Below are 26,997 nucleotides of genomic sequence, written 5' to 3'. Positions count from 1 at the left end.
TTAGATGTCTACTAACGCACTTTTAATTACTCCGCCATTTACGCAGTTAAATACTGCTTATCCTGCTACAGCATATATTAAAGGGTTTTTAGATGCTAAAGATGTTAAAACGAAGCAGCTAGATTTAAGTATCGAGTTATTTACAAGTGTTTTTACTAAAGAATTTATAGATGCCATTTTTAAACAAGCAGAAATGCTTGGTAATACTGCGTTGCCTTTGGTTTGGCAACAAAGAGAAGCATATATAGACAAAGTAGATACTGTAATGAATTATTTACGTGTACAAGAAGTTACTGCAGCTTATCAAATTGTGCACAAAGATTTTTTACCACACGGGCACAGGCGTGTAAAACTAAACAAAGATTTATCTAAAGAGTTTGGTAAACTAGGTATTTTAGACAAAGCAAAACACATTGCCACTTTATTTGTAGAAGAATTGGGTGATTTTATTAATACCAATGTAGACGAGTTTTTTTCTTTTACACGTTATGCAGAACAAATTGGTAGAGCAGCATCTAGTTTTAATACTTTAGAAGAATGTTTGCAATATGAAACCACTTTAATAGAAGACGAAATGTTGTATTTGTTAGAAGAACAATTACAACAAGATGCTTATAATTTGGTTTGTTTTACAATTCCGTTTCCTGGTAACTTGTTTTCGGCATTAAGATGTGCGCAATTTATCAAAGAAAAATATCCAACAATTAAGGTTGCTTTTGGCGGAGGTTATTGCAATACAGAACTTAGACGTTTATCAGACACGCGTATTTTTAATTACGTAGATTTTATAACTTTAGATGATGGTGAAGGGCCGTTGTTAAGAATTACAGAATATTTAGAAAATAAAATAGGAGAGGAGTCTTTAGAAAGAACTTTTATTTGCAGAGAAAACAAAGTTGTTTATGCAGATAAAACTCCGAATACAATTTTTCATCATAAAAATTTACCAGCACCAAGTTATGTTGGTTTGCCAACAGCAAAATACTTATCTTTTTTAGATGTTATGAATCCGATGCACAGAATGTGGTCTGATGGTAAATGGAATAAGTTAACTATTTCTCATGGTTGTTATTGGAAACAATGCTCGTTTTGTGACGTTACTTTAGATTATATCGGCAATTATCAAAACACTACTGCAGACGATTTGGTAAATAAAATCGAAAAGATAATTGCAGAAACAGGTATAACTGGTTTTCATTTTGTAGACGAAGCAGCACCACCAAAAATGTTAAGAGCATTAGCCAATAAATTACTAGAACGTAAAGTGTTTATTACTTGGTGGACAAATATTAGATTCGAAAAAACTTTTACGCCAGAACTGTGTGCACTTTTATCTAAATCTGGTTGTATTGCAGTAACTGGTGGTTTAGAAGTTGCATCCGATAGGTTGTTAGCAAAAATGAAAAAAGGAGTAGACATTGGGCAAGTAGCAAGAGTTACCAAAGCATTTTCCGATGAAAATATAATGGTTCATGCTTATTTAATGTTTGGTTTTCCTACAGAAACAGCGCAAGAAACTATCGATTCTTTAGAAGTTGTGCGTCAGTTGTTTTATAACAATTGTATTCAATCTGCTTTTTGGCATCAATTTGCTTGTACAAGTCATAGTCCGGTAGGTAAAAATCCAGAAGAATTTAAAATTAAAATTACAGGACCAAAGTTTGAAGGTTTTGCAGAAAACGATTTATTTCACGAAGATCCAACAGGGGCAGAGCATCATCTTTATAGCGAAGGATTAAATATTGCATTAAATAATTATTTAAATCATAAAGGTTTCAAAATTCCGTTGTTTAATTATTTCAATTTTAAAGTACCAGAGGTTACTGTTAAAAATAATTTAATCGCTAGTCATTTATAGATTTTTTTAGAAGCTATTTCCTGCTTTTCGCACTCGCTTTTTTTAGTTTGTTCGTGAAAATTTGTTCATACTTCACAAATTTTCACGAACAAACTAAAAAAGAGCTCAAACAAATGCTACAATCAGGGCTAAACTTGTTTGCTACTTAAGTAAAGAATCAAAAAATAGTTTTTATTTGTAAACGTAAATACGCTAACATGATTTAGCAAAAAAAAATATCTAGTATATTTATAAAAATATAGTAGATTTTTTTTAGAAATATTAGTTAATCATAATTTTTATACCTGTTGTAAGTTGTCTTTGATAAAGAGGCAACATCAATTCAATAATTATTTAAGTATAATTATGAACTATTGTAAGTTACATTACAAATTTCTTAAAAATATCATTTAAAGAATCTTCTGGTTGTTCACACAAACCAGGGTGTGTTTTAGAGCTTTGTATAATTGTACTTCTGCAAGCAGCAAGCCATCTAAATCTGTCTGCAATTTCAAATTCACCAATTTTACCACCAGCTTTATTGCCCTCACAAATTTGCACCCAAGCTGCTAAATAATTATTTAAAAAATTAAGATCTAATTCTGGGGCAAGTGCTTTTAACTTGTCTGGGTTTATATGGTATTTAATTCCTAAAAACTTTTTTCTTTTAGAAAATAGAATTACACCCACGTTAAAAAATTCTTCGCGTTCTACTTTTGGCACAACACGTATAATTGCATATTCAAATGTAAATCTATCTTGCATCTTCTGCTTCTTTTACTAATGAATCTAACATCTTTAATTTTGCATTTAAAAAAGTAATATATGCATTTCTCATTTCGTTAGGTTTTAAAACTTCACCTTCATTCTCTAACCAATCTTCCGGAATTTTAGAAACGATTTCATTTATAATAGATTCGTTTATTTCTTTTTTTATTTCTAGTGCAGCTTCTTTTAGTTTTGTTGCTTTCTCTAAAAGTACATGGTCTTTAATTAACGGAAACGTTCTTGTTAAATGATTTTCCCAAGTACTCCAATTATGGTGAAAGTAAAAACTAGCGCCATTGTCAATTACCCAAAGTTCATTATTCCAATGCAGCAAGTTTGTATTTTTTGTTGTTCTATCGATATTACTAATCAAGCTATCTAACAATACAACTTTTGATGCCGTAAAAGCATCAACTTTAGAAACCAAAGGATCGTAAGTAATTGCGCTCGATAAAAAATGAAGCCCTAAATTTAAACCCACACTAAATTTTAATAAATCTTGTATTTCTTCATCGGGTTCTGTTTTTGCAAAAGAATCATCCAAATTCATAAATACTAGTTCTGGAACTTTCAGGTTTAAAGCTCTCGCAAGTTCGCCACCAATAAATTCAGAAATTAGAGCTTTGGTTCCTTGTCCGGCTCCTCTAAATTTTAAGACATACAAAAAGCCATTATCTGCTTTTACAATTGCAGGCAAAGAACCACCTTCTCTTAAAGGTTGTAAATACTGAACCACATTTACTGTTCTTATATCAATTTTATTCATAAGTACTAAAATATACTATTTAAACAAGTTTGTTGTAAAAATTAGCTTTTTGTTGAAAACGAAAAGTAAACGTAAAATTATTTTTGATATTCTTCAAAAGTACCATCATCATAAAAAACTACAATTCGTTGAATATTTTTTCCGCTGTTATTTTTTTCTGAAGAAAATAAAGTAGGTGAAGAAGGGGTGTGCTGTTTTATTTTCTGAACTGCATTTTTAGGAAAAACACCTTCGTCTTTTAAAAGCCAATTAATATCTACGTCGTTAAATTCTGATGTTACTTTTAATATAAAATCTAAACTTGGTTTGTTTCTTCCAGATAAAATATGAGAGATGCTAGAACGTTGCACACCAACTTTATCTGCAAACGTAGATGCCGAAAGTTGATGATGTTCCATTACTTTTTTCAGTTTACTTGTAAAATTGGCTGTGTTTATCATTGTAACAACTTGTTGTTTTACAAATGTAAAATATATTATTGTAACCACAAAGGTAAATTTATATCTAGTTTTATTATGTGTTTAAAGTAGTAAAGTAAAACTTTAGTTAATCGATATAAAACACTAAAAAACATATATTTAAAATTTTTACATAGGAAATTATTATATTGATGTTTAATCAAATAGTTTTCTGAATTAAAAAATAGAAATCCTGTTTACAAAAGTAACTTTGTAAACAGAATCGCAGGTTTACATTTGTAACAATTGGGTAATTTACATTTGTAACATTTTAGTTTGATTACAAATGTGATTGCTTTATTTTTACAAAGATTTTACAACCGATTATTATGAGCTTGTTAGCAGTAGATTTTTTGAAGACCATTTTTAAAGAACAAAAAGAAACTTCTATTTCTGGAAAATGGATTCGTTTTAAAGACATAGAAAGTTTGTTTCAGAAATATGAATCAAAATTTCTTGTGCAAGAAATAGGTACATCAGAAAAAGGAATACCTATTTATAAACTTAAAATTGGTACTGGTAAGAAAAAAATATTGTTGTGGTCGCAAATGCACGGAAATGAAAGTACGGGTACAAAAGCATTATTCGATCTATTTAATTGCTTTTTAAACACAAATAAAGAGCAATTACAAACAATTTTAGATGCATGTACATTGGTTTTTATACCTATGTTAAATCCAGACGGAGCAGAAGTTTATACAAGAGTAAATGGTAATAATATAGATCTTAATAGAGATGCTGTAGATCGAATTGCAAAAGAAAGCAAGTTATTAAGAAGTGTTTTGGAAGATTTTAATCCGCAGTTTTGTTTTAATTTACACGACCAAAGAACTATTTTTAATGTAGAAAACACTAAAAATCCTGCTACAATATCTTTCTTAGCGCCATCAGAAGAAGTGACAAGGGCGTTAACTAAAGGTAGAAAACAGACAATGAATGTAATTGTAGCTATGAATGCTGTTTTGCAAAAAATGATTCCGAATTATATAGGTAGATACACTGATGAGTTTTACCCAACTGCTACCGGAGATAATTTTCAAAAGTTAGGTTACAATACTATCTTAATAGAATCTGGTCACTATCCTGATGATTATGTAAGAGAAGTGTCTAGAGAATATACTTTTTATGCTATTTTACAAGGATTGTATCATATTGCAATTACCGAAGATTTTAGTGAGTATAAAGACTACTTTACTATCCCAAACAACGCAAAAGATTTTTATGATATAATTCATCGATATTCAGGCGAAAAGAAAGATATTGCCTACCAATATAAAGATCAAATTGTTGATGGTGAGTTAGTTTCGACATTGGTTAAAGTAGAAGAAAGTAGCTTAAAAGGCAAAATTGGTCACCACGAAATCGTTTTCGAAATCTAAAAACATTAGATATTTCTCATTTTTTTCATTGTTCTCTTAAATTAAATTTATAAATTTGCGATTATAATTGAATAATATATAAATTATGAAAAAATTCATTTTAGACGAAATAGACCATCAAATCTTAGACATTTTAATAGAGAATGCTAGAACACCATTTACAGATATTGCAAAACAATTATTAGTGTCTGCAGGAACCATTCACGTTCGTGTAAAAAAGATGGAGGATGAAGGTATTATTCAAGGTTCTACTTTAACACTTAACTACGAAAAAATGGGCTATTCTTTTATAGCACATGTTGGTGTATATCTAGAAAAAACGTCTATGACACAGAGTGTTATAGAAAATTTAAGAAACATACCTAACGTTACTGTTGCATATGTAACAGCAGGTAAATATAATATTTTCTGTAAAGTTAGAGCAAAAGGAACAAATGATGCAAAAGACATTATATATCAAATAGACGATGTTCCTGGAGTAAATAGAACAGAAACTATGATTGCTTTAGAAGAAAGTATAAACGATAAAAAGAGAATGATGCACGCAATTTTTAAAGAATTGTAGAGTATTTTACTTATTAATAATTAGAAATCCTTATCATTAAAATGATAAGGATTTTTTTGTGGATTCTACTTTTGATTGTTTATGTTTGTTAACGTTATGAAATATACAACGTATGGCAAGTAAAATTAAATTTATCGCAAATTCTATAGCAAAAGAACAACTTTTACATTTATATAAAGAAATGTTGTTACCTAGATTGATAGAAGAAAAAATGTTAATTCTTTTGCGTCAAGGTAAAATATCTAAATGGTTTTCTGGCATTGGGCAAGAGGCTATTGCAGTTGGTGTAACGGCTGCTTTGTACGATGACGAGTACATTTTACCAATGCACAGAAATTTGGGAGTGTTTACAACACGTAAAATTCCTTTATACAGACTTTTTTCGCAATGGCAAGGTAAATTAAATGGTTTTACTAAAGGTAGAGATAGAAGTTTTCATTTTGGCACACAAGAATTTCATATTGTTGGTATGATATCACATCTTGGGCCACAATTAGGGGTTGCAGATGGTATTGCATTAGCAAATAAAATAAAGCAAAATGGCAAAGTTTGTGCAGTTTTTACAGGAGAAGGTGGTACAAGTGAAGGAGATTTTCATGAGGCCTTAAATGTTGCTTCTGTATGGGATTTACCGGTATTATTTTGTGTAGAAAATAATGGATATGGTTTGTCTACGCCTACATCAGAACAATTTAAATGCAATCATATTGCCGATAAAGGCATTGGTTATGGCATGGAGAGTTATGTAATTGATGGGAATAATATTTTAGAGGTGTATGCAAAAGTATCTGAAATAGCCGAAAGTATTCGAAAAAAACCAAGACCAGTATTGTTAGAGTTTAAAACCTTTAGAATGCGTGGCCACGAAGAAGCGAGTGGAACAAAGTACGTACCACAAGATTTATTAGATAGTTGGGCAGATAAAGATCCGTTAGAAAATTTTAAAGAATTTTTATTAGAAGAAGGTGTTCTTTCAGAAACATTAGATGCGTCTTTTCGTACTGAAATTACATCAGAAATAAATACAAATTTAGATATAGCGTATAATGAGGAAGAAATTACACCAAATTTAGAAGAGGAGTTAAAAGACGTTTATAAAGATTATAGTTATAAAGAAATAGTTCCGTCTCTTGATAAGAAAAAAATAAGATTTGTTGATGCCATCTCGGAAGGATTGGAGCAAGCAATGGAAAAAAATGGTAATTTGATTATCATGGGGCAAGATGTTGCAGCTTATGGCGGTGTTTTTAAAATTACTGATGGATTTTTAGAGAAATTTGGCAAAGAACGTGTAAGAAATACTCCAATTTGTGAGTCTGCAATTGTTTCTGCTGCTTATGGTTTGTCTGTTAACGGATTTAAAGCTGTTATGGAAATGCAATTTGCAGATTTTGTATCATCAGGATTTAATCCTATTGTAAATTTACTAGCAAAATCACATTATCGTTGGCAACAAAAAGCAGACATTGTAGTAAGAATGCCTTGCGGTGCAGGTGTTAATGCAGGGCCTTTTCATAGTCAAACAAACGAAGCTTGGTTTACCAAAACTCCTGGTTTAATTGTTGTTTATCCGGCTTTTCCATCAGATGCAAAAGGGTTGCTAGCTTCGGCAATAGAGAATCCAAACCCTGTAATGTTTTTCGAGCATAAAGCTTTGTACCGTTCTGTTTATCAAGAGGTATCAACAAATAGTTATACAACAGAAATTGGTAAAGCAGCTGTTGTAAAACAAGGTGATGCATTAACAATTATTAGTTATGGTGCTGCAATACATTGGGTTTTAGAGTCTTTAGAAAAGCAACAAATAGAAAATATAGATGTAATCGATTTAAGAACGTTACAACCTTTAGATGTTGCAACAATATATAGTTCTGTAAAAAAGACAGGTAAAGCAATTATTGTACAAGAAGATTCTATGTTTGGTGGTTTGGCTAGTGATATTTCTGCATTAATAAGCGAAAACTGTTTCGAATATTTAGACGCACCGGTTGCTAGAATTGCAAGCTTAGAAACTCCTATACCTTTTCAAGCGGAATTAGAAAATCAGTATTTAGGAAAAAGTCGATTAGATAAAGCTATAGAAGTGCTTTTAAATTATTAAAAATTAGTATTTTTAGAGTTAAAAATTAGTATTCATGATTAACAAACAAGTTATACTTAAAAATAGACCAAAAGGTTATCCAGATGAAAATACTTGGCAATTAGAAAGTAATGAAATTACTGAGTTACAAGACGGAGAAATTTTAATAGAACATCATTATATATCATTAGACCCAGCAATGCGCGGTTGGATGAATGATTCAAAATCATACATTCCGCCAGTAGCATTAGATCACGTTATGCGAGCAGGTGCTATTGGTAAAGTTATCAAAACAAATAACAATCCAAAATTTGAAGTGGGAGATTGTGTAACAAGTTGGGGTGGCGTACAACAATATTCTATTACAAACGGAGATGGCTGGTTTAAAGTAGATGAAAGTTTGGCCTCGATGCCAATGTATTTGGGTACTTTAGGTATGCCAGGAATGACGGCGTACTTTGGTATTTTAGAAGTAGGAAAAGTTAAACAAGGAGATATCGTTTTGGTATCTGGTGCTGCAGGGGCTGTTGGTGCTATTGTTGGGCAAATAGCTAAAATAAAAGGCTGTACAGTAATTGGTATTGCTGGCGGAAAAGAAAAATGTGACTACATTGTAAATGAGTTAGGTTTTGATGGTGCTATAGACTATAAAAACGAGAATATTTATTCTGCCTTAAAAAAGAAATGTCCTAAAGGTATCGATGTCTTTTTTGATAACGTAGGTGGTGTAATACTAGATGCAGCATTAAGCAAATTAAGAATGCATGCAAAAGTAATTATATGTGGAGCAATTTCTCAATACAACAACAAAAGTAAAGTACAAGGTCCTAGTAATTATCTATCATTGTTAGTAACACGTTCTACAATGCAAGGTCTTATGGTAATGGATTATACCAAAGATTTTGGTAAAGCTGTAAAAGAAATGAGTGGCTGGTTACAAGAAGGGAAACTAAAATCGAAAGAAGATATTTACAACGGAATCGAAAACTTTCAAGAAACCTATAATAGACTTTTTACGGGTAATAAAAACGGAAAATTAGTTTTAAAAGTAAAAGAGTAGTGGAGCAAGAGCATTTTTTTCAATGCCCATATTGTTGGGAAGAAGTATCGATGATTTTAGATGCAAGCGTACATCAGCAAACCTATATAGAAGATTGTGAGGTTTGCTGTAATCCTATAGAAGTTACACCAACTTTTGAGGCAGGAGAATTAATAGCCTTTAATACACAAAGTATCGAACAATAATTTTTAGAAGCTATTTCCTGCTTTCGCTACTCGCTTTTTTTCGCTTCGCTAGATTGTTTTTATAAAAATATCTTTTTATAAAAAAAATCTAAAAAGAGCTCAAACAAACCGCTCTATCAGGGCTAAGAAATTTTGGAAACAATAGCTCTATACCGATTTTAAGTGCTTAATTTGCTAATGGATTTTTCCAAGAGAATTCTTTAAAAGCATGCTGCCAATCTTCCGGAAACTTTGCTTTTAAACTTAAGGATTCCTCAGAAAAAGGATGCTTAAATTCTAATTTACCAGCGTGTAAAAACATTTTGCACCAACCAAAGTTGTTTTCAAACATTACATTGTGGTTTTTATCGCCATATTTAGGGTCGCCAATCAACGGATTGCTGATTTTATTGGTATGAATTCTTAATTGATGCATTCTACCTGTTTTAGGTTTCATTTCAATAAGACTATAACGAGAAGAATCGTAGGGTTTTACAGGAATTTCTAGTGTTACCTTTTCTAAAGTTTTTAAAACTGTTAATGCATCTTTGTGTACATTGGCATCACGTCCTTTTACTGGCGAATCTATTATTTTTTCTTCTGGAGCAAAACCTCTAACCAAACCGTAATATGTTTTTTCAATTTGATTATTAGTAAACAATTCTTGAAACTTAGAAACGTATTGTTTTTCTTTTGCTAATAAAATAATACCAGATGTTTTTCTGTCTAAACGATGTATCGGGTACGTTTTTATTCCTTTCAACGCTTCAACTAATTGTAAAAGAGAGGCTTCATCAGCAACGTTTCTAGAGTGATGCGCATGATGAACCACAACATTGTTAGGTTTACTAACGCATAAGATATAATCATCTTCAAAAATAATGTGTACACTCATTTCTATTATTTAGATTTCAAAAATACCATTTAATTTGTGATATCTTTAAATGAATTTAAATTCCTTTTTTGTAAATTTAGATACCTAATAATCAATAAAATATTTAATTATGAGAATAGTATTGGTAAGTTTATTAGTTTTTTGCTTTGGTTGTTCTAGTTTAAAAAGTACCGCTACACAAGCAGAAATTGATAATTTAAAAGAAACCGTAGCTAGTAAAAATATAGAAGCAATTTTTGATTGGGCGCAGCCAATGGGGTTAAATAATAATGTAGGAGGATTAGAAAATTTATTACCGCCAGGTAGCTCTACAAATAATATTAATTTATCTGGAAATGCTAATTTTTTTAGAATTAAAAATGATAGTGTTCATGTAGATTTGCCTTTTTACGGTCAGCAGCAATTGTCTAGGGGTTACAATGCAGATGCAGGAATTAAATTTGAAGGCAAGCCAAAGGTTGTTAAAAAAACTTTTGATGCTAAAAAAGGAGCTTATATTTTAAAGTATACTTTAAATGCAAAAGACGAAGGTTACAATGCTACGTTAACTTTATACCCAAACAGCAATTGTAGTTTGAATGTAAATAGCAGTCATAGATCAACAATTTATTATAACGGAAATTGGAAAGTATTAACCGAAAACAGTAATAACTAAGTTTTAACTTGCTTTCTTATTAGCAATATTCAAATACTGAATTAAGCAAAGAGCAATTAATCCGCAGATAAAGAAACCTATAAATAATGGTAATGCAGTTTTATCTAAAAATCCACCAATATATGTAGCAATAGGAACTGCCATTATGGTAGAGAAAAAACCATTAATTGCTGCACCAATACCAGCAATATGACCAATAGGTTCCATGGCCAAAGCACGCGTATTTCCGAATAAAAAGCCAATTGCAAAAAATTGTACAGCAAAAAATGTTATCAACACATAAATACTTGGGTTGCTTTCACCATAAAATAGCGATATGTAGATAATTGGAATAAGTGTAAATAATACTGTAAAAATTTTAACCAATTTAAACATTCCTAATCTCACAACTAAAGTTCCGTTTAAGAATGTTGCAATACCAATGCTAATTGCCAAACCTGCAAAAATAAACGGAAATTCTTCTTTTAAATGATATTGTTTTTCGAATATTTGCTGACTTGCACTTAAATAAACCATAAAAGAGCCAGTAATAAAACCAGAGAATAAAGTAAAAATTACAGCGTTTTTATGTTTTATAAATTCTTTTGTTCCCGAAACAAATAAAGATAATTTAAATTTTTTTCTATTTGCTACTTTCAGTGTTTCTGGTTGTCTTTTCCAAAGCCAAAGCATTACAAACAAACCAAACACTAATTGGCTATAGAAAATAGATTTCCAGCCATAAGAATCTAGCATTATTTTACCAATAGCAGGTGCAACAACAGGAACTAGAATAAAAATAACCACAACAAAAGACATTACTTTGGCCATATAATTACCGCTAAAACGATCTCTAACCATTGCAATACTTATAGTTCTAGGTGCAGAAAGACCAATACCTTGTAGAATTCTACCAAATATCATCATTTCTAAATTTTTAGAAAAGATACACACCAAACTTGCAAAAGCAAAGACAATAAAACCTACATAAATTACAGGTTTTCTACCAAAACTATCTGATAACGGACCCGAAATTAACTGTCCAAAACCTAAACCTAGAAAAATCATGGTAATTAATAACTGATTATTCTGAGAATCTATAACATTAATAGACATACCAATATCTGTTATTGCAGGTAATAAAGCGTCTATAGCTAATGCCACTAAAGACATTAAAGAAGCCATTACAATAATAAATTCTATTTCAGATTTTTGTCTAATTTTCATTCGGCAAAAGTAGTTTATTCACTTTTATAATTCTGTAAATATTCGTTTTTTACATAAAAAAAAAGACTACAAAATTGCAGTCCTTTTTATTGTGTATAAATTAAAGAAATTATTCATTTCCAATAAAATCTATTTCATTGCTGTTTCCTAAACCTTTTGGGTTTGATCCCCATTTATTTTCACCATTTTCACTATCAGTACAAGCTAAATACAAGTTGTAAAAAGGAATCAATAAAAACCAACCACTTTTACCAGCATCGTGCATTCTTCTAACTCCTACTGCTAAATATGGTAAAAATACTGCAATAGAATATATGGTTTCAATAAGCGATGTTTCAGGAGAAACTAATGAACCATGCATTATAAACTTAAGCGAAAATGATATTATTGAATTTATCAATACAAACATCCAATACTCTTTTCTTCTTGCTCTTCCTTTAAAATCTGTATACTGCTTTAAAACTTTTAAATACCAATTCATTTTTCTTATTTTTAAGTGAACTTATTCTTTTCCTATAAAATCTATTTCTCTGTTATTGTTTATTCCTTTTGGATTTTCTCCGTATTGATTCACTTTATTTTCGCCTTCCATACAAGTTAATATCAAAAACCAAAAACCACCAATGTATGGTATAAGGTTGATAAAAAACCATGCGCCACTTTTACCTAAATCGTGCATTCTTCTTGAGCTTACAGCTAAAGATGGTATAATGGTAGCTAATGTATAAATTAATAGAAGTATTAAAAATAGATATGAAGTGTTTTCAGTTTCAAACTCTTGGTTATAATCAAAAAGATTTTCGTTAGAATATATAAAAAGAAACAATAAAAGTCCTGTAAACAAATAATGAAATAAAAAGAACATCCAATATTCTTTTCTTCTAGCTCTGCCAGAAAATTTAAAATAGTCTTTTAATACTTTTAAATACCAATCCATAGTTTTTTGCTTTTATTCTTTTCCTATATTTTCTAATTCTGATGTATCCATTTTCTTCGGATTCATTCCGTATTTATTTTGTCCTTCCCAGCTGTTTTCTAAAAATAAAATTAAGAGCCAAATAGGCCCAATTAACGGAATAAAGCGAACAAACCAATAAGTACCAGATTTGTTAACATCATGTAATCTTCTAACTGCACAAGCTAAATGTGGTGTAATTATAAATAGTCCATAAATTCCTATTAATAAAAAACCTTCGTTAGTTGAAGTAAATGTATTTATAAACTCTGCAAGAAACCCAAGTATTGTAAATATAATTAGATTGCAAAGAAGAAAAATCCAATATTCTTTTCTTCTAGCACGACCAGAAAAATTTGCATAGTTTTTTATGCAGTACTTATAATAATTCATTGCTTTTTTTTGACGAAAATAGTTTTTTTAAAACAATCCTCTAGATTTTAATTCAAGATATTTATTAATAACATCTCCTGTTAAATTTTCTGGTGCAGTTAAAACAGATTGAATTCCGTATTTTTTCAACTCATTAACAATTCTAACCTTTTCATACATAAACTTTTCTGCAATAATACTGTCGTAAACATCTTGTATATTGTCTGCATCCGTATTAATTAGAGCTTGCAATTCGGTGTTTTTAAAAAATATAATTAATACCAAATGATTTTTTGCTAAAGCACGTAAATAGGGTAGTTGCCTGTTTAAACCATCCATAGTTTCGAAGTTTGTATAGATAATTAACAAACTTCTGTGCGTAATTTTTCTTTTTATAACTGCGTATAGCGTACTAAAATCAGATTCAGAAAAATCAGTTTTAAGGTTATATAGTGATTCAGAAATCAAATTCATTTGAGAATTTCTTTTTTCAGCAACAATCCAATCTTCTAATTTTTTAGAAAAAGATAACATTCCGGCTTTGTCTTGTTTTCTTAAAACGATATTGCTAATTGCAAGTGTAGCATTTATAGCGTAATCTAATAAAGAAAGCTGATTGAATTGCATTTGCATTGCACGACCTTTATCGATTATAGCATAAACAGGTTGCGACTTTTCTTCTACATACTGATTGACCATCAGTTGATTACTTTTTGCTGTTGCTTTCCAGTTTAAAGTTCTAATGTCGTCTCCAGAAACATATTCTTTAATTTGCTCAAACTCTAAAGAATGCCCAATTCTTCTCACTTTTTTTGTGCCGTAAGATACTGTGCTGTTGGTAAAAGCTTTAAAATCGAATTCTTTTAGTTTTAAAAATGAAGGGTAACATTTTAAGATTTTCTCCTCTCCTAAAACATATTTTCTAGTTACTAATTGTAGCGGAGTATTCGTATAAATGTTTGTTTTTCCGAAGTTATAAACTCCTCTTTGATTAGGTTTTAAATCATAAAAAAGGGATTTATTATCACCAGTAGCAATTTTTAAATTGAAATTGGCATCTCTTTTTTGAAACTGATAGGGTAACTCTTCAATAATATTTAAATGTGCTTTAAAACCATAAGTATTTGTAAAGTTTAAACGAATAGTATTCACATCTCCGTTAGATAATCTTTCGGGTAAATTTCTTGAAAATTCGATACCATTTCTTAATTTATACAAAAGAATTACATCAATTAACGAAATTGTTAAAAGTATAAAAAGTAGCACTTTAGAAATTTCGAAAAATACGGGTGCAAAAAAGCCAACAACAAAAAGTGCTGCAATTGAGCCTAATAAATAGAAAAATCTATTGTTTAAAAAGAGTGAATTGTAAAAGTTTTTCAAGGTTTGATTTTCTCTTTAAATTATCTTGGTATTTCTACTGCTTCTATAATTTGCTCTATAATTTGCTTGCTTCCCAAACCTTCCATTTCTCTTTCTGGTGTTACAATAACTCTGTGTTGTAAAACAGGTATTGTCGCTTTTTTAACATCTTCTGGTGTTACAAAATCTCTACCATTTATGGCTGCAAATGCTTTAGATGCATTTAAGATAGCAATACTTGCTCTTGGTGAAGCGCCCAAGTATAAAAAAGAATTAGATCTTGTGTTTACAACAATATTAGCAATGTATTTTAATAAATTTTCTTCTATTGCTATTTGATTTACCAAATTTCTAAATTCTTTAATTTTAGAGGCAGAAATTACAGTTTCTATTTTACTAGATTTTGTGGTATTATTTAAGGCTTGTTCTTTTAATATGATTTCAAATTCTTCTTCTGCATTTGGATATGCTACATTTATTTTGAATAAAAAACGATCTAATTGCGCTTCGGGCAATCTATAAGTACCTTCTTGTTCTATAGGGTTTTGCGTAGCTAAAACCATAAAAGGTTCTTCCATTTTATAGGTTTTACCATCAATAGTTACCTGTTTTTCTTCCATCACTTCAAATAAAGCAGCTTGGGTTTTTGCAGGTGCACGATTAATTTCATCAATAAGAATCATTTTCGAAAAAATAGGCCCTTTTTTAAACTCAAATTCAGAGGTTTGTAGATTGTAAACCGAAGTTCCTAAAATATCCGAAGGCATTAAATCTGGCGTAAATTGAATTCTACTAAAATCTGCAGCAATAGTTTTAGATAAGAGTTTTGCAGTAATTGTTTTGGCAACACCAGGTACACCTTCAATTAAAACGTGGCCATCAGATAATAAGGCAACAATTAACAGTTCTAACATGTCCTTTTGCCCAACAATTACCTTTTGCAATTGTTCTTTAATTTTAAAAACATTTTCTTGTAATTCACTTACATCTAATCGATTTTTAAACTCGATATTATTCGTTTCTTCTGATGAATTTGGTTGTGCTGTATTTAAAGATTCCATAGTTATTTTTTAAAGAAATTTTCTATCATTTTATGCAATACAATTAATTGTTCTTTAGAATATTCTGTCTTTTTATTTAAAGTAATAATTGTATGTATTAAGTATTTTGTTTTCTGCAGTTCGTTACCAGATTTTGCTGCTAGTTTTTTAATAAAATCAGCATTTAAAATTGTTGTATCAATTAAGTATTTCGAACGAATTTTTTCTAAGAAAAATGTAATTTTTTTGTCAACTAAATTTTGATGATCTTCTTCGCTTAAATACAAGTTAGAAATTGTTTGGGTAAAAGCAACAGTGGTATTTTCTAAAGGTTTTAGAACTGGTATTGCTCTTTGTTTTCTGCGTGCATTAAAGAGCATAAAAAATAGTAAGCCAATTATTGATACATATAAAAACCAAGTAAGCGTTGGGTGTTTTAAGAAATAATTAAATACGGATGGTTTATCATCTGGATTCTGTGAAAATTCACTCGATTTAATATGCTCGTCCCATAAAACTTTATTGTTTGGTAAATAGGAGAGTAGGTTGGCCACGTAATCTGTTTTACCTTCTAATAAGTAGTAATTTGTAAATACAATAGGGTTTGTGTGTAAATAAAAAGCACCTTTACCATGATAGATTTTTACAAAATTAGGTACTTCTTCGCCATCTATCTTTGTTGTACCTAAAACCATTGTTTTACCTTCGTTGTATTGTAAAAAATAATTTCTTTTAATATTTCTAGAATACAAATATGGTTTTTTACCAAAATCTGGATGTTTTAGGTAAAATTCTCCGTTTAATTTTTTTAAGTTTTGATTGCCAAAAGTGTTTTTATCTAAATTATTGATGCTAAACTCTAAAGCTTCTTTAAAATCGGCATTAAAATAATGTAAAGATATAAATGCAGCATTTCCTTTAGACACAAAATCTAACAAAGATTTAGTACCTTCTTTAGTTTGTTTAAAAGCACTATTTTTTATTAAAACATAATTTTTTTTACCGATCGTATCGCCATCAAAAGAAAAAATAGTTGTGTCGTAAAAATTTTCTTTAAGAATTGTAACATCTGTATCTGGAAATAAGTTAGAAGCTTCTTTTGAGATTATATAATTTCCAAACGGACTTTTTTCTTTTTCTCTGTAATTTTCATTCCAATTGGTTTTTGTACAACCTGTTATAAAAACCAAGGTAATAATTAAGAAAATTCTAAATATGTTTTTAAAGTACATCATTTAAGAAATGTTTTTTATAAATGATTCATATTTAGTTTGTAATATAGAAAACTCACTTTTAGACACGGCAAAATCGCCATACCAAACGTAGCTATATACATAGGTTAAATAAGAAAATTGATTTCTAATTGTACCTTTTTTAAGTTCAAATTTGTACTCTGAATTCGTTTTGTCTTTATGATAATTAATTAGTTTTTTGGTAGCAAGTGCTTTTAATGTTTTTAAAAAATAATAACGAATAGCTAATTTATAATTTTCTGTTTGTATTGCTTTTTCTAAAAGTGCATTTAGATCTAATTCATTAATATCATCTTCTTCATAAATTAGTTTTTCTAACGTTTTTTTAGGATTTTTCTTAAAATTGAAAAAACCAATTCTAGAACCAAGAGCCACTTTTAAGATGATAAAAATTACAATTCCGCCTAATAGAAAAGGAAAAATTACTTTTAAAAAAGAGGCAATACTTGTTAAAAAACTTAAATCGGTATTAGATCTTTTCTTTTCTTTTTCTTCTTTATAAATAAAATCTTTACCTGTGTATTTTGTATGTAAACTATCAGAAAAAGTTCTTAAGGTACTGTATTCAATACTTTTAATGTATTTGGTTGTGTCTTTGTACTTTACAATACTATCAAGCTTTTTTTCTTGCGCTTTGGCAATTAAGCTTGTAAAAATCATCAATAATAAAATAACTTTTTTCATTATCTTAATTGATGTTTTCTAGCCACTTTAAAAGGCAAAATTAAATAGTAATAACTAATGGTTGCTAAGCAAAATAGAATGATTGCAAAGCAGAAAAAGGTTGGCATAATATTAGAATATCTTGTAACGTAACCTTCTAAAAAAGCAGCCATAATTGTAAATGGTATGGTACTTAAAAAGATGTAAAAAGCATTTCGTACTCCTTTTTTAAAAGATTCGAATCTTTTTAATGTTCCAGGAAACAAAATGCTTGCACCAATAATATAACCTGTTGCAGCTTCGATAATCATTCCGAAGATTTCATAAGTACCATGAATCCAGATTCCTTTAATACTATCAAAAAAACTATTTTGTTGGTAAAAGAATGCCTGAAATACAGCAACCATTATTCCGTTCATCACAACATAATAACCTGTTCCAATTCCTAGAAACAATCCAGAAAGAAACATATTTAGGCCAACTCTTTGGTTATTATTATAAATACCAATAAAAGTACCCCAATTGCTACCGCCTTTGTAAATCGCCATAGCATCACCACTTTCTATATTTTCTAGTGTTTGATCTATATATTCGTCACTTAAAATTTGTCTAGCAAAACTATCATCATTAAAAGTAGAAAGTAAACCGATAAAAAAGCACACAAAGAAAAAAGTAAATGATAAATAAAAGAATTTTCTGTATTGATAGGAGAGAAGTGGTACTTTATCAAAAAAGAAATATAAAAATATATTTTGATCTCTTCTTTTAGAATGATAAACTTTGTCGAAACTGCTTTTAGCTAATTTATTTAGGTACGAAGTAACCTTACTTTTTGGGTAATAGGTTTGGGCATATACCAAATCATTCATGATTTTTATATGCAAGTTGGCAATGTCATCTGGACTTTTTTTCGTTTTATTTGAAATAACTTGTTCAAATTCGAGCCATTTTTCTTTATTTTGCTTTATAAAAGCGACCTCTCTCATTAAGAGCGAATTTAACCATTGCATGAAAACACTCCAAATAAAAACCGCACAAAATATAAATATAAATTTTACGGTAGCCAACGTTGGTCAAAGGTTATTAGCGTTTTTATTTGACAATATTCTTAAGTTTGCTTATATCTATTTTGTGTATTATGTGTTTGATTTTCAAGCGGTGGAAGAAACATTTTCTGGCGATACTTGGACGGTACAAGCGGTCGGAATTTTAGTGTTAATTCCGGTTACTTTTTACACATTATATTCAGAAATTTTAATGGACGGACAAACATTAGGGAAGAAACTTTTACATGTTAAAGTAATAAATGTAGATGGATTTAAACCTTCGGTTTCTGATTATACAATGCGTTGGTTTTTACGAATAGTAGATTTTAATTTATTTATACTCTTAGCAGTATACATTCAATCTATTACCATTAATGATTCTGATTTTCTTTTAGGATTGACATTTGTTGTAGGGAAGTTAGTAGGATTATTGTTGATATTATTTACACCCAATAATCAACGATTTGGCGATATCATTGCAAACACCGTTGTTATTTATTTAAAAGATGAAGTAAAGTTTTCTGAAACCATTTTAGAAGAATTAGCTGATAAATACGTACCAACATATCCGAACGTGATTAAATTGTCTGATAATGATGCACGAATAATTAAAAATACATTTAAGACTGCTATTAAATTTAATGATTATAAAACTTTAATAAAATTACGTAATAAAATTATAGAAGTTACGCAGATTAAATCTATTCATAAAAGTGATAGAGAGTTTATATCTGTTGTTTTAAAAGATTATAATTTTTACACTCAGAACATGTAATTATTATATTTTATAAAAATAGAAGTATGGTTTGAAATATTCTATTTAACATAATATAAATTATAGTACAAATATCATATTTAGATAATATCCAGTTGTTATGCCATTTGATAGCTATAATGTAATATTATGTAAAATATCCCAGAAAGTCTTGTGTTTTAACCAAAGTTTTCTGAGGCCATTTTGCCAACGCTTCATCTGAAAAAAAACATTGGTTCTTAAAATTTTCTATCTGGATTAAAAGAATTTAAATCTAAACTAGGTTTTTTTTCTGAAATTATTTCAGAAACTAGTTTACCTGTTGCTGGTCCTAAACTCCAACCCATCATTGCATGTCCTGCTGCAATTGTTAAATTAGTGCACTTAGAAGATTTGCCTATATATGGTAAACCATCTGGAGAACAAGGTCTTAAACCGCAATCTGCGGCTTCTTTTTCTTCTTTAGAAATATTCAGATCAGTATAATAATTCTTTGCAGCATTGGCAATAGTTTGTATTCTAATTGGATTAATGTTATGATTGATTCCTGCGATTTCCATCGTGCCTGCAAAACGTGTAAATCCGTCCATTGGTGTAACTGCTACTTTTGCTTCGCATAATATTGCAGGAATTGTAATTCCTGTTTCTCTGTTTACATTAATTCTGTATCCTTTTCCTGCTTGTATAGGAATTTGTAATCCTAGTTTTTTAGTCAATAAAGGGCTCCAACTTCCTGCAGATAAAACAACTTCATCAGCTTTTAATTCTTGTTTATTTGTTATTATTTTTGAAATTGTTCCGTTTATTAATTCAATATCTTTTACATCTTCATTGGTAAAAAAAACAGCTCCTTTTGTCTTTAAATACTTTACCATTTCTGGCATAAAATCTGTTGGAGTCATATGAGCATCCGAATCAAAATAAATGGCACCTTTAATATTCAGGTTTGCATTTGGCTCCAGAACATTAACTTCTTCTTTAGTTAATTTTTTTACACCTAAACCTTCTTCAATTCCACGTTGACCAATTTTCCACTCTTCTTCACCAACTTTATCCGATTTATAGCACATTAACAAACCTTTGCGTTCATAATGAAAACTAAACGCGTTAGAAGCTTTAATATCTTCATATAAATCTCTACTTAAAATATTAATAGCTTTAATAACTGGAATTGCTTTTTCTACTTTTGACGTAGTAGCCGATTTTTTAAACGCCCAAGCCCATTTTAAAAAATCTGAATTTAAACGCGGTTTTATGTAAAAAGGACTACTGGAATTAAACATCCATTTAATCCCTTTATTAATCATCCCTGGAGCAGCTAACGGAATAAAATGACTAGGTGTTATATAACCTGCATTAACATAAGATGCACCATGTGACAAATTAGATTTATCAATTATTGATACTTGATTACCTTCTTCTAAAAGATAATAAGCTGTACATAAACCTATTATTCCTCCTCCAATGATGATGACGTTTTTATTCATATTAAATCACTTGAAAGCCTAAAGCATAAGGGTCATCTTCAGTATCTATAGTAATTATATTGTGTCCAAAAACTTTTGACCAACCTTTTACACTAGGTATTATTGCTCTTTTGCCATCTAAAGTAGTTTCTTTTTCTACACAACCAACAAATTTACTTCCTATAAAACTTTCATGAATAAATTCATCACCAACTTTTAATTTTCCTTTGGCAAATAATTGCGCTAATCTTGCTGAAGTTCCTGTTCCACAAGGGCTTCTATCTATAGCTTTATCACCATAAAAAACTGCATTTCTACCATCAGATTTTTCATCAATTGGTTTTCCTGTCCACAACATATGCGTTACATCTTTTATAGATTCATTCTCTGGATGCACAAACAAATTAGGAAATTTTACATTAATTCTATCTCTAACAACTTGCGAATATTGAATAATTTTTGAAGCTGTAAAATCTTGAATCCCGCTAAAATTTTTCTGTGGATCTACTATGGCATAATAATTCCCACCATAAGAAACATCAAAAGTAATTTCACCTAATTCTGGGCAATGTACCGTTAAATTTTCTTCCGCTAAATAACTTTTAACATTGGTTAATTTTACCCAATCTACTTTTTTATTTGTCTGTTGATATTCAATTTCTACTAAACCTGCAGGCGCTTCCATTTTTATTTTTCCTGGAATTTTGGGTTGTATTAGACCTTCTTCAATTGCAATTGTAATAGTACCAATGGTTCCATGACCACACATAGGCAAACAACCAGAAGTTTCAATAAATAAAATAGCAAAGTCATTTTCTGGATTATGTGGTGGATACAAGATGCTACCACTCATCATATCATGCCCACGAGGTTCAAACATTAAACCTTTTCTTATCCAATCGAATTCTTTTAAAAAATGAAGTCGTTTTTCACTCATGGAATTTCCAACTAAAATTGGACCTCCACTTTTTACAACTCTTACTGGGTTTCCACAAGTATGAGCATCAATACAAACAAAAATATGCTTACCCATTTTACTTTGATCTAATTCCGTCTTTGATTCTAAAAATTGATAACGGATTGTCATCTTGTAATTCTTTTGGCAACAAATTATTAGGCCAATCTTGATAACTGAATGGTCTTACCCAACGTTTTATTGAAGTAATTCCTACAGCAGAAAACCTACTATCTGTAGATGCAGGATAAGGACCTCCATGAACCATAGATTCGCAAACCTCTACACCTGTTGGAACTCCATTAAAAATAATACGTCCTACTCTATTTTGTAATGCAGCAATTATTTCTGAATATTCAGAAACTTCATTATCATCAGAAATTACAGTTCCTGTTAATTGTCCTTCTATTTTTGATATTATTGATTCTAATTCAACTTCATTTTCACATTGAACAACCATAGAAAATGGGCCAAAAACCTCTAAATGTAATGTTGGGTTTTCTAAAAAATCTTTTCCTGTAACACTAACAATTGCCTGTTCTGCATAATTGTTTTTTATTTCTGATGTATAATTAGCTGTAACAGAAATATTTGCTTGAGAAATTACCTTTTCTTTATTATTGATATATCCTTTTTTGATATTTGGATGCAACATACAAGAAGGATTGATTTTCATAATTTCATGTGATAGACTTTTAATGAAACTTGACAAAGAATCACTTTTTACACCTAACAACAAGCCTGGGTTTGTACAAAACTGACCAGTTCCTAAAGCTATAGAACTTGCATAGGTTTTAGCAATTTCTTTTTGTCTATTTTCTAATGCCTTTGGTAAAATAACCACAGGATTTATACTTCCCATTTCTGCAAAAACCGGAATTGGTTCTTCTCTTTTTGCTGCTAAATCTAACAATGATCTTCCTCCTTTTATACTTCCTGTAAATCCAACTGCTTTTACATTTGGATGCGAAACTAATTGTTGCCCAACGTCAATTCCGCTAGAATTTAAATTAGAAAAAACACCATTTGGCATTCCTGTTTTTTCAGCAGCTTTTATAATTGCTGAAGCTACTAATTCTCCAGTTCCTGCATGCATTGGATGCGATTTTACAATTACAGGACAACCTGATGCTAAAGCTGCAGCTGTATCTCCCCCAGCAGTAGAATACGCCAAAGGAAAATTACTTGCTCCAAAAACCACAACTGGACCTAAAGGAATTAACATTTTTCTGATATCAGATTTTGGCATTGGTTCTCTATTTGGTTGAGCTGTATCTATAGTTGCTTCTACCCAAGAACCTTCTGCTACTAGATTTGCAAAACTTCTTAACTGCCCAATAGTTCTAGCTCTTTCTCCTTTTGCTCTTCCTTCTGGCAAACCTGTTTCTAAACAATATGTTTGAATTAATAAATCATCCAAGGTTAAAATTTCGTCTGCAATTGCGTTTAGAAATGCTGCTTTTCTTTCTCCAGAAACTTTTCTAAATTCCTTAAATGCTTCTGAAGATAATGCTACAGCTTCATTTATTTCGTCTGAAGTTGCTTTTGTAAAAACAGTTGTATTTTCTTCATTCAATTCTGGATTGAAAGTAGTATATGTTTTATTTCCGATGGCAGATAATTGGTTACCTATGTAGTTTTTTCCTGTAATCATTTTTATGTATTTTTTTTCAATTTTATTGGATAGTAAGCTACTTTTTTTGAATGTTTAAAAAGTCTTAACCTATTAAGTCCAGAATTTCAAGTCTTTCTTTTGCCAGAATATATCTTGCACGGACATCATAAATTTGCTGTTGAGTTAATTTCTTACCAAAAGTACGAAGCCCTCCAGCAACATCATTATGATGAATTCCCATAGCAAGCTTAAGATATTCCATAAGCAGCGGCTGAGCATCCAGATATGATAATGAATTTAAAGCCTGGGAAATTTTGTTTGCCTCAGCCCATTCTCCATTTAAAACACACTCTTGCATAGTAACACTTGCTTTTGGAAAAATTGTACCTACACCTGTAATCCCTCCACTTGCACCAGCGAGTCCTGCATATACAGTAACGGTGTCTACTCCTGCCAAAATTTTTAAATCTTTGTTCTCTAACAACAAGGTTTCAATAATTGAAACATCTATAGTCGATATTTTAAGAGCAGTTACCATAGAAAGAACCGAAAGTCTTTTAAGAAGGTCTGTAGAGAGCGAATGATAACCGGCTGCATCAGGATTGTTATAAGGCATAATTGTTACACCTACATCTTTTGCAGTTGCTTCAGAAAGTGCATAGTACTCATACATTTCTTTTTCAGAAGGAATCTCCTTAGTTTTTGGTGGCATCACCATGACTGTATCAACGCCAACAGTTGCAAGTCCTTCAATGATTTTGGCAAGTTCTTCCTTAGTTTCTGCTGTTGCTCCGCTAATCAACGGAACATTGTATTCTTCAGCAACCTCAGAAAGTGATTTAAGTAAAGAAAGACGCTGCTTGTTGCTCAGATAGCTATTCTCACCCAGAGTTCCAGAACCTACAAGTCCGCTCATTCTGCTTCCTCCTTTTCCTGGAACTTTTAAAATACCTGCGGCCTGTTTTTGTGTTGCATCAAAGTCAATTTCAAGTGAGCCAGATTTTGACTCTTTCAACCATGTAAAAACTGCTGGCATTACCCCATTCCAATGTACATTCATAATTCTGTTTTTAATGTTATCAAAATTAAAGAGTTAACAGATACTTAAATAATGATAAATTAATCACTTTTGATACTATATTATTCTTTTTTACACAATAATTCGCAAAAAAGCATATTATTTACATAATATTGTTAATAAATGAAATTTTTAAATGAAAGTTCTACCCTTTAAAATACCAAAACCAGAGAACAACTCCTTGATTTATCAAGAAGATATTGAGGTAGTTTTTTATGATAAGTTACATCAACATGACGAAATACAGATTAGCCTTATTGAAAAAGGCAAAGGAACTCTATTAATTGGTGATAGCATTTATAGCTATAGTGATAATGATATTATTGTAATTGGAAGCAATTTACCTCACGCTTTTAAAAGTGATAAAAACACAGATGAAACCTCTAAAATGATGAGTTTGTTTTTTACTGAATCTTCTTTTGGCGATTCTTTTTTTAAGTTGAAAGAGCTTTCTGAAGTCAGTCATTTTTTTTCTAAATCGCTACAAGGTTTAAAGGTCGAAACTAATAAAAAAGTAATTATTAAGGCTTTTAAACAGTTAAAAGAAGCATCAAAATTAAATCGATTTATTTTGTTTTTAGAAATTTTAAAAACGGTTACTATTTCAAATTCAGAACCATTATCAACTTTTGTTTACAATAAAAAATACTCTGATTTAGAAGGAAAAAGAATGCGAAATGTATTTGATTATACAATAGAAAATGCGCGTCAGAAAATATCTTTAGATGACATTTCTAAAGTTGCAAATATGACAAAAAATGCGTTTTGTAAATATTTTAAAAAACGAACGAACAAGACGTACATTAGCTTTTTGACTGAATTACGAATTGAAAATGCTTGTAAATTATTAAATACTAACACGGATCTATCTATTAATGAAATTGCTTTTAAATCGGGATTTAACAATATCTCTAATTTTAACAGACAATTTAAAATGAAAAAAGGTATATCTCCAAATGTATTTAGGAAAACTAACCTATAATAAGTTTAGTTTGTGAAATAAATCTTTAAGTATACAATCTTAACCCATTCCATACACATTACCATTTCACTCCTATCGTCGCTTCGAGCAAAGCGTATTCCATTTCATTTTTAAAGAAACTTTTAGAAAGAAAAAAATCCAAGAAAATTGGGTTAAAGAACTTCGCTTTTCACCAAAGCAAAGTTACATAACGCAGAATATTATAGAACAAATACATAATAATTTACTTATAACCATTTTATGGCTATTTACGAATAATTATAGATATAGTGCTTTAGGTTTCCTATATAATTGTTTTAAGAGTAATTATGATTATATAGTTTCTGTTTTTATTTGATAACAATTTTTAAAGCACTAAAACTTGTAAAAAATCAAAAAGATGACATTCAAATTAACTTGATTAGTATTTATCTAAAAGATTTATTACTGCCGATATCATCTATAATTTATTGCTTGTTTTTACTCAATTTGCATAAATTCTCTCGGACTTTATTCGTCAGTAATTATTTACTAAGTTAATTACTTGAAATACAAAACATATACAACTATATTACTTATAATAAGTACTTTAACCAAAAAGTATCCAACATCTGAAAATATGTATAAGCAATTAAGACCACTACTACCCGACCTTTGTATTAAAATTTTAACCTTAAAAAATAGATAAAATGAATACAAATCAATTTGGTAAAAAAGGTTGGACACCAGACAGGATTGAAAAATTATATGGTAAAACATACGTTATAACAGGAACTACAAGCGGAACAGGATTTGAAGCAGCGAAAATATTACTATCAAAAGGTGCAAGAGTGGTTATGCTTAATAGAAATCCTAAAAAAGCAGAAAACACTATTGCAATGTTGAAACAAGAAATGGGAAATGATATTGATGTAATAAACCTTCAAATGGATTTGTCTATGCAAGTTTCTGTAAAAAAAGCAGCAGCAGAAGTGTTAAAAACAGTTTCTCAAATAGATGCGCTTATTTGTAATGCAGCAATTGCCCAAGTACCTAAACAAACCCTTACAATAGACGGTTGGGAAAGCCAGATGGGAACGAATTATTTCGGAAATTGGACATTGCAAGCTTTATTGTTTCCTCTTATTGAAAAATCTAAAGGACGTATTGTAACCGTTGGAAGTATGGGGTACGATATGGGCATTAAAACCATAAAATTTGAGGACTTAAATTGGGATAAAGACTATACGCCTAACAATGCTTATAGTCAAAGTAAATTGGCTCAAATAATGTCAATGTACGAATTACAAGATAGATTAAAAGCAGCAGAAAAAACAGAAGTTAAAGCCTATGCGTGTCATCCTGGTTCTTCGAGAACCAACTTGATAAACACAAGTGGTAGTTTTATGATGAAATTCATCTTTAATTTGATGAAATTATCTCCATTAACACAGTCAGCAGAAAAAGGGGCTTATCCGCAATTAATGTGTGCAACAGAACCAAATTTAGACCAAAGCGGTTTTTATGGACCAACAGGAAGAAGCAATTGGGTAGGACCAGTTGGCGCTCACAAAATAGAACCGCACGCTAAAGATAAAGCAGTGGCAAAGCGTCTATGGAAAATTTCTGAAAAAGAGACAGGTGTAAAATGGAATATTTAAATTT

General features: G+C 30.2%; 27 protein-coding genes. 10 read left to right on the top strand and 17 right to left on the bottom strand.

Annotated features, from left to right (window positions below):
- The first annotated feature begins 4 nt into the window (after positions 1-4).
- Entirely contained in the window at positions 5-1,858 is a 1,854-nt protein-coding gene (locus tag WG950_RS02450) for a B12-binding domain-containing radical SAM protein (protein WP_340934000.1), read from the top strand.
- A 360-nt stretch (positions 1,859-2,218) separates the two neighbouring features.
- Here WG950_RS02450 and WG950_RS02445 read toward each other — a convergent pair whose 3' ends face one another.
- From WG950_RS02445 to WG950_RS02435, 3 genes are all read right to left on the bottom strand, one after another.
- Positions 2,219-2,602, bottom strand: a complete 384-nt coding sequence (locus WG950_RS02445) for a DUF3037 domain-containing protein (protein ID WP_079738792.1) — start codon at positions 2,600-2,602, stop codon at positions 2,219-2,221.
- Positions 2,592-3,371, bottom strand: a complete 780-nt coding sequence (locus WG950_RS02440) for a HipA family kinase (protein ID WP_340933998.1) — start codon at positions 3,369-3,371, stop codon at positions 2,592-2,594. The genes WG950_RS02445 and WG950_RS02440 overlap by 11 nt, the downstream gene beginning before the upstream one ends.
- A 77-nt stretch (positions 3,372-3,448) precedes the next feature.
- Complete coding sequence (locus WG950_RS02435; RefSeq protein WP_077809230.1) at positions 3,449-3,811, bottom strand: helix-turn-helix domain-containing protein; 363 nt, start codon at positions 3,809-3,811, stop codon at positions 3,449-3,451.
- A 347-nt stretch (positions 3,812-4,158) separates the two neighbouring features.
- On the opposite strand from WG950_RS02435, the gene WG950_RS02430 reads away from it, so the two are divergent.
- From WG950_RS02430 to WG950_RS02410, 5 genes are all read left to right on the top strand, one after another.
- Entirely contained in the window at positions 4,159-5,208 is a 1,050-nt protein-coding gene (locus WG950_RS02430; RefSeq protein WP_340933997.1) for a M14 family zinc carboxypeptidase, read from the top strand.
- 85 nt (positions 5,209-5,293) lie between these two features.
- Positions 5,294-5,773, top strand: coding sequence for an Lrp/AsnC family transcriptional regulator (locus tag WG950_RS02425; protein WP_077809232.1), 480 nt, complete (start codon positions 5,294-5,296; stop codon positions 5,771-5,773).
- Between the two features lie 112 nt (positions 5,774-5,885).
- Positions 5,886-7,874 (top strand): dehydrogenase E1 component subunit alpha/beta, encoded by a 1,989-nt coding sequence (locus WG950_RS02420; protein WP_340933996.1) that lies wholly within the window; start codon positions 5,886-5,888, stop codon positions 7,872-7,874.
- A 34-nt stretch (positions 7,875-7,908) separates the two neighbouring features.
- Positions 7,909-8,913: an NADP-dependent oxidoreductase gene (locus tag WG950_RS02415; RefSeq protein ID WP_340933995.1), complete on the top strand. Its 1,005-nt coding sequence runs from the start codon at positions 7,909-7,911 to the stop codon at positions 8,911-8,913.
- Entirely contained in the window at positions 8,913-9,098 is a 186-nt protein-coding gene (locus WG950_RS02410) for a CPXCG motif-containing cysteine-rich protein (RefSeq protein WP_340933994.1), read from the top strand. Before WG950_RS02415 ends, WG950_RS02410 begins: the two co-directional genes overlap by 1 nt.
- A gap of 166 nt (positions 9,099-9,264) precedes the next feature.
- Here WG950_RS02410 and WG950_RS02405 read toward each other — a convergent pair whose 3' ends face one another.
- Positions 9,265-9,972, bottom strand: coding sequence for an RluA family pseudouridine synthase (locus WG950_RS02405; RefSeq protein WP_340933993.1), 708 nt, complete (start codon positions 9,970-9,972; stop codon positions 9,265-9,267).
- A gap of 109 nt (positions 9,973-10,081) precedes the next feature.
- Here WG950_RS02405 and WG950_RS02400 point away from each other — a divergent pair, with 109 nt between their 5' ends.
- Positions 10,082-10,627: a DUF4251 domain-containing protein gene (locus tag WG950_RS02400; RefSeq protein WP_340933992.1), complete on the top strand. Its 546-nt coding sequence runs from the start codon at positions 10,082-10,084 to the stop codon at positions 10,625-10,627.
- A 3-nt stretch (positions 10,628-10,630) separates the two neighbouring features.
- Here WG950_RS02400 and WG950_RS02395 read toward each other — a convergent pair whose 3' ends face one another.
- The 9 genes from WG950_RS02395 to WG950_RS02355 form a co-directional block, all read right to left on the bottom strand.
- A complete protein-coding gene (locus WG950_RS02395; RefSeq protein ID WP_340933991.1) occupies positions 10,631-11,833 on the bottom strand; it encodes a multidrug effflux MFS transporter in 1,203 nt (400 codons plus the stop codon).
- A 109-nt stretch (positions 11,834-11,942) separates the two neighbouring features.
- The gene (locus WG950_RS02390; protein WP_340933990.1) at positions 11,943-12,314 is read right to left on the bottom strand and encodes a DUF805 domain-containing protein; all 372 of its coding nucleotides are present in this window, start codon (positions 12,312-12,314) and stop codon (positions 11,943-11,945) included.
- Between the two features lie 21 nt (positions 12,315-12,335).
- A complete protein-coding gene (locus tag WG950_RS02385) occupies positions 12,336-12,770 on the bottom strand; it encodes a DUF805 domain-containing protein (RefSeq protein ID WP_340933989.1) in 435 nt (144 codons plus the stop codon).
- Between the two features lie 12 nt (positions 12,771-12,782).
- Positions 12,783-13,181, bottom strand: coding sequence for a DUF805 domain-containing protein (locus WG950_RS02380; protein ID WP_340933988.1), 399 nt, complete (start codon positions 13,179-13,181; stop codon positions 12,783-12,785).
- Positions 13,182-13,208: 27 nt separating this feature from the next.
- Positions 13,209-14,543 carry a DUF58 domain-containing protein gene (locus WG950_RS02375; protein WP_340933986.1) on the bottom strand — a complete coding sequence of 445 codons (1,335 nt, stop codon included), beginning with the start codon at positions 14,541-14,543 and terminating at the stop codon, positions 13,209-13,211.
- Positions 14,544-14,563: 20 nt separating this feature from the next.
- Complete coding sequence (locus WG950_RS02370; protein ID WP_340933984.1) at positions 14,564-15,583, bottom strand: MoxR family ATPase; 1,020 nt, start codon at positions 15,581-15,583, stop codon at positions 14,564-14,566.
- A gap of 2 nt (positions 15,584-15,585) precedes the next feature.
- Positions 15,586-16,797, bottom strand: a complete 1,212-nt coding sequence (locus tag WG950_RS02365; protein WP_340933983.1) for a hypothetical protein — start codon at positions 16,795-16,797, stop codon at positions 15,586-15,588.
- On the bottom strand, positions 16,798-17,499 hold the full coding sequence (locus WG950_RS02360; protein WP_340933980.1) for a hypothetical protein: 702 nt from the start codon (positions 17,497-17,499) through the stop codon (positions 16,798-16,800).
- On the bottom strand, positions 17,499-18,464 hold the full coding sequence (locus WG950_RS02355) for a stage II sporulation protein M (RefSeq protein ID WP_340933979.1): 966 nt from the start codon (positions 18,462-18,464) through the stop codon (positions 17,499-17,501). Before WG950_RS02355 ends, WG950_RS02360 begins: the two co-directional genes overlap by 1 nt.
- Positions 18,465-18,486: 22 nt before the next feature.
- Between WG950_RS02355 and WG950_RS02350 the strand changes: the two genes are divergently transcribed.
- Positions 18,487-19,299 carry an RDD family protein gene (locus WG950_RS02350; RefSeq protein WP_340933977.1) on the top strand — a complete coding sequence of 271 codons (813 nt, stop codon included), beginning with the start codon at positions 18,487-18,489 and terminating at the stop codon, positions 19,297-19,299.
- 218 nt (positions 19,300-19,517) lie between these two features.
- Here the strand turns inward: WG950_RS02350 and WG950_RS02345 are convergent, their stop codons facing one another.
- The 4 genes from WG950_RS02345 to WG950_RS02330 form a co-directional block, all read right to left on the bottom strand.
- A complete protein-coding gene (locus WG950_RS02345; protein WP_340933975.1) occupies positions 19,518-20,765 on the bottom strand; it encodes an NAD(P)/FAD-dependent oxidoreductase in 1,248 nt (415 codons plus the stop codon).
- Between the two features lies 1 nt (position 20,766).
- Positions 20,767-21,777 (bottom strand): 4-hydroxyproline epimerase, encoded by a 1,011-nt coding sequence (locus WG950_RS02340; RefSeq protein ID WP_340933973.1) that lies wholly within the window; start codon positions 21,775-21,777, stop codon positions 20,767-20,769.
- Between the two features lies 1 nt (position 21,778).
- Positions 21,779-23,353 (bottom strand): aldehyde dehydrogenase (NADP(+)), encoded by a 1,575-nt coding sequence (locus WG950_RS02335; protein WP_340933970.1) that lies wholly within the window; start codon positions 23,351-23,353, stop codon positions 21,779-21,781.
- A gap of 64 nt (positions 23,354-23,417) precedes the next feature.
- Positions 23,418-24,374, bottom strand: coding sequence for a dihydrodipicolinate synthase family protein (locus WG950_RS02330; protein ID WP_340933968.1), 957 nt, complete (start codon positions 24,372-24,374; stop codon positions 23,418-23,420).
- A gap of 154 nt (positions 24,375-24,528) precedes the next feature.
- Between WG950_RS02330 and WG950_RS02325 the strand changes: the two genes are divergently transcribed.
- Together WG950_RS02325 and WG950_RS02320 are read left to right on the top strand one after the other, a co-directional pair.
- Complete coding sequence (locus WG950_RS02325; RefSeq protein ID WP_340933967.1) at positions 24,529-25,374, top strand: AraC family transcriptional regulator; 846 nt, start codon at positions 24,529-24,531, stop codon at positions 25,372-25,374.
- 668 nt (positions 25,375-26,042) lie between these two features.
- Positions 26,043-26,993 (top strand): SDR family oxidoreductase, encoded by a 951-nt coding sequence (locus WG950_RS02320; RefSeq protein ID WP_340933966.1) that lies wholly within the window; start codon positions 26,043-26,045, stop codon positions 26,991-26,993.
- The last annotated feature ends 4 nt before the right edge of the window (positions 26,994-26,997 follow it).

The organism is Polaribacter marinaquae, assembly GCF_038019025.1.
Taxonomy (GTDB): domain Bacteria; phylum Bacteroidota; class Bacteroidia; order Flavobacteriales; family Flavobacteriaceae; genus Polaribacter; species Polaribacter marinaquae.
Note: the sequence above shows the minus strand (reverse complement) of the source record. Positions and strands in the feature narration are given on the sequence as shown.

Bases quoted from the DNA above. Each gene is read 5' to 3' on its own strand.
- WG950_RS02435 (WP_077809230.1), bottom strand. From the start codon at position 3,811: ATGATAAACACAGCCAATTTTACAAGTAAACTGAAAAAAGTAATGGAA.
- WG950_RS02445 (WP_079738792.1), bottom strand. From the start codon at position 2,602: ATGCAAGATAGATTTACATTTGAATATGCAATTATACGTGTTGTGCCA.
- WG950_RS02340 (WP_340933973.1), bottom strand. From the start codon at position 21,777: ATGGGTAAGCATATTTTTGTTTGTATTGATGCTCATACTTGTGGAAAC.
- WG950_RS02450 (WP_340934000.1), top strand. From the start codon at position 5: ATGTCTACTAACGCACTTTTAATTACTCCGCCATTTACGCAGTTAAAT.
- WG950_RS02370 (WP_340933984.1), bottom strand. From the start codon at position 15,583: ATGGAATCTTTAAATACAGCACAACCAAATTCATCAGAAGAAACGAAT.
- WG950_RS02365 (WP_340933983.1), bottom strand. From the start codon at position 16,797: ATGATGTACTTTAAAAACATATTTAGAATTTTCTTAATTATTACCTTG.
- WG950_RS02325 (WP_340933967.1), top strand. From the start codon at position 24,529: ATGAAAGTTCTACCCTTTAAAATACCAAAACCAGAGAACAACTCCTTG.
- WG950_RS02355 (WP_340933979.1), bottom strand. From the start codon at position 18,464: ATGAGAGAGGTCGCTTTTATAAAGCAAAATAAAGAAAAATGGCTCGAA.
- WG950_RS02405 (WP_340933993.1), bottom strand. From the start codon at position 9,972: ATGAGTGTACACATTATTTTTGAAGATGATTATATCTTATGCGTTAGT.
- WG950_RS02380 (WP_340933988.1), bottom strand. From the start codon at position 13,181: ATGAATTATTATAAGTACTGCATAAAAAACTATGCAAATTTTTCTGGT.
- WG950_RS02390 (WP_340933990.1), bottom strand. From the start codon at position 12,314: ATGAATTGGTATTTAAAAGTTTTAAAGCAGTATACAGATTTTAAAGGA.
- WG950_RS02430 (WP_340933997.1), top strand. From the start codon at position 4,159: ATGAGCTTGTTAGCAGTAGATTTTTTGAAGACCATTTTTAAAGAACAA.
- WG950_RS02415 (WP_340933995.1), top strand. From the start codon at position 7,909: ATGATTAACAAACAAGTTATACTTAAAAATAGACCAAAAGGTTATCCA.
- WG950_RS02335 (WP_340933970.1), bottom strand. From the start codon at position 23,353: ATGATTACAGGAAAAAACTACATAGGTAACCAATTATCTGCCATCGGA.
- WG950_RS02420 (WP_340933996.1), top strand. From the start codon at position 5,886: ATGGCAAGTAAAATTAAATTTATCGCAAATTCTATAGCAAAAGAACAA.
- WG950_RS02385 (WP_340933989.1), bottom strand. From the start codon at position 12,770: ATGGATTGGTATTTAAAAGTATTAAAAGACTATTTTAAATTTTCTGGC.
- WG950_RS02400 (WP_340933992.1), top strand. From the start codon at position 10,082: ATGAGAATAGTATTGGTAAGTTTATTAGTTTTTTGCTTTGGTTGTTCT.
- WG950_RS02440 (WP_340933998.1), bottom strand. From the start codon at position 3,371: ATGAATAAAATTGATATAAGAACAGTAAATGTGGTTCAGTATTTACAA.
- WG950_RS02395 (WP_340933991.1), bottom strand. From the start codon at position 11,833: ATGAAAATTAGACAAAAATCTGAAATAGAATTTATTATTGTAATGGCT.
- WG950_RS02330 (WP_340933968.1), bottom strand. From the start codon at position 24,374: ATGAATGTACATTGGAATGGGGTAATGCCAGCAGTTTTTACATGGTTG.
- WG950_RS02350 (WP_340933977.1), top strand. From the start codon at position 18,487: ATGAAAACACTCCAAATAAAAACCGCACAAAATATAAATATAAATTTT.
- WG950_RS02345 (WP_340933975.1), bottom strand. From the start codon at position 20,765: ATGAATAAAAACGTCATCATCATTGGAGGAGGAATAATAGGTTTATGT.
- WG950_RS02360 (WP_340933980.1), bottom strand. From the start codon at position 17,499: ATGAAAAAAGTTATTTTATTATTGATGATTTTTACAAGCTTAATTGCC.
- WG950_RS02425 (WP_077809232.1), top strand. From the start codon at position 5,294: ATGAAAAAATTCATTTTAGACGAAATAGACCATCAAATCTTAGACATT.
- WG950_RS02320 (WP_340933966.1), top strand. From the start codon at position 26,043: ATGAATACAAATCAATTTGGTAAAAAAGGTTGGACACCAGACAGGATT.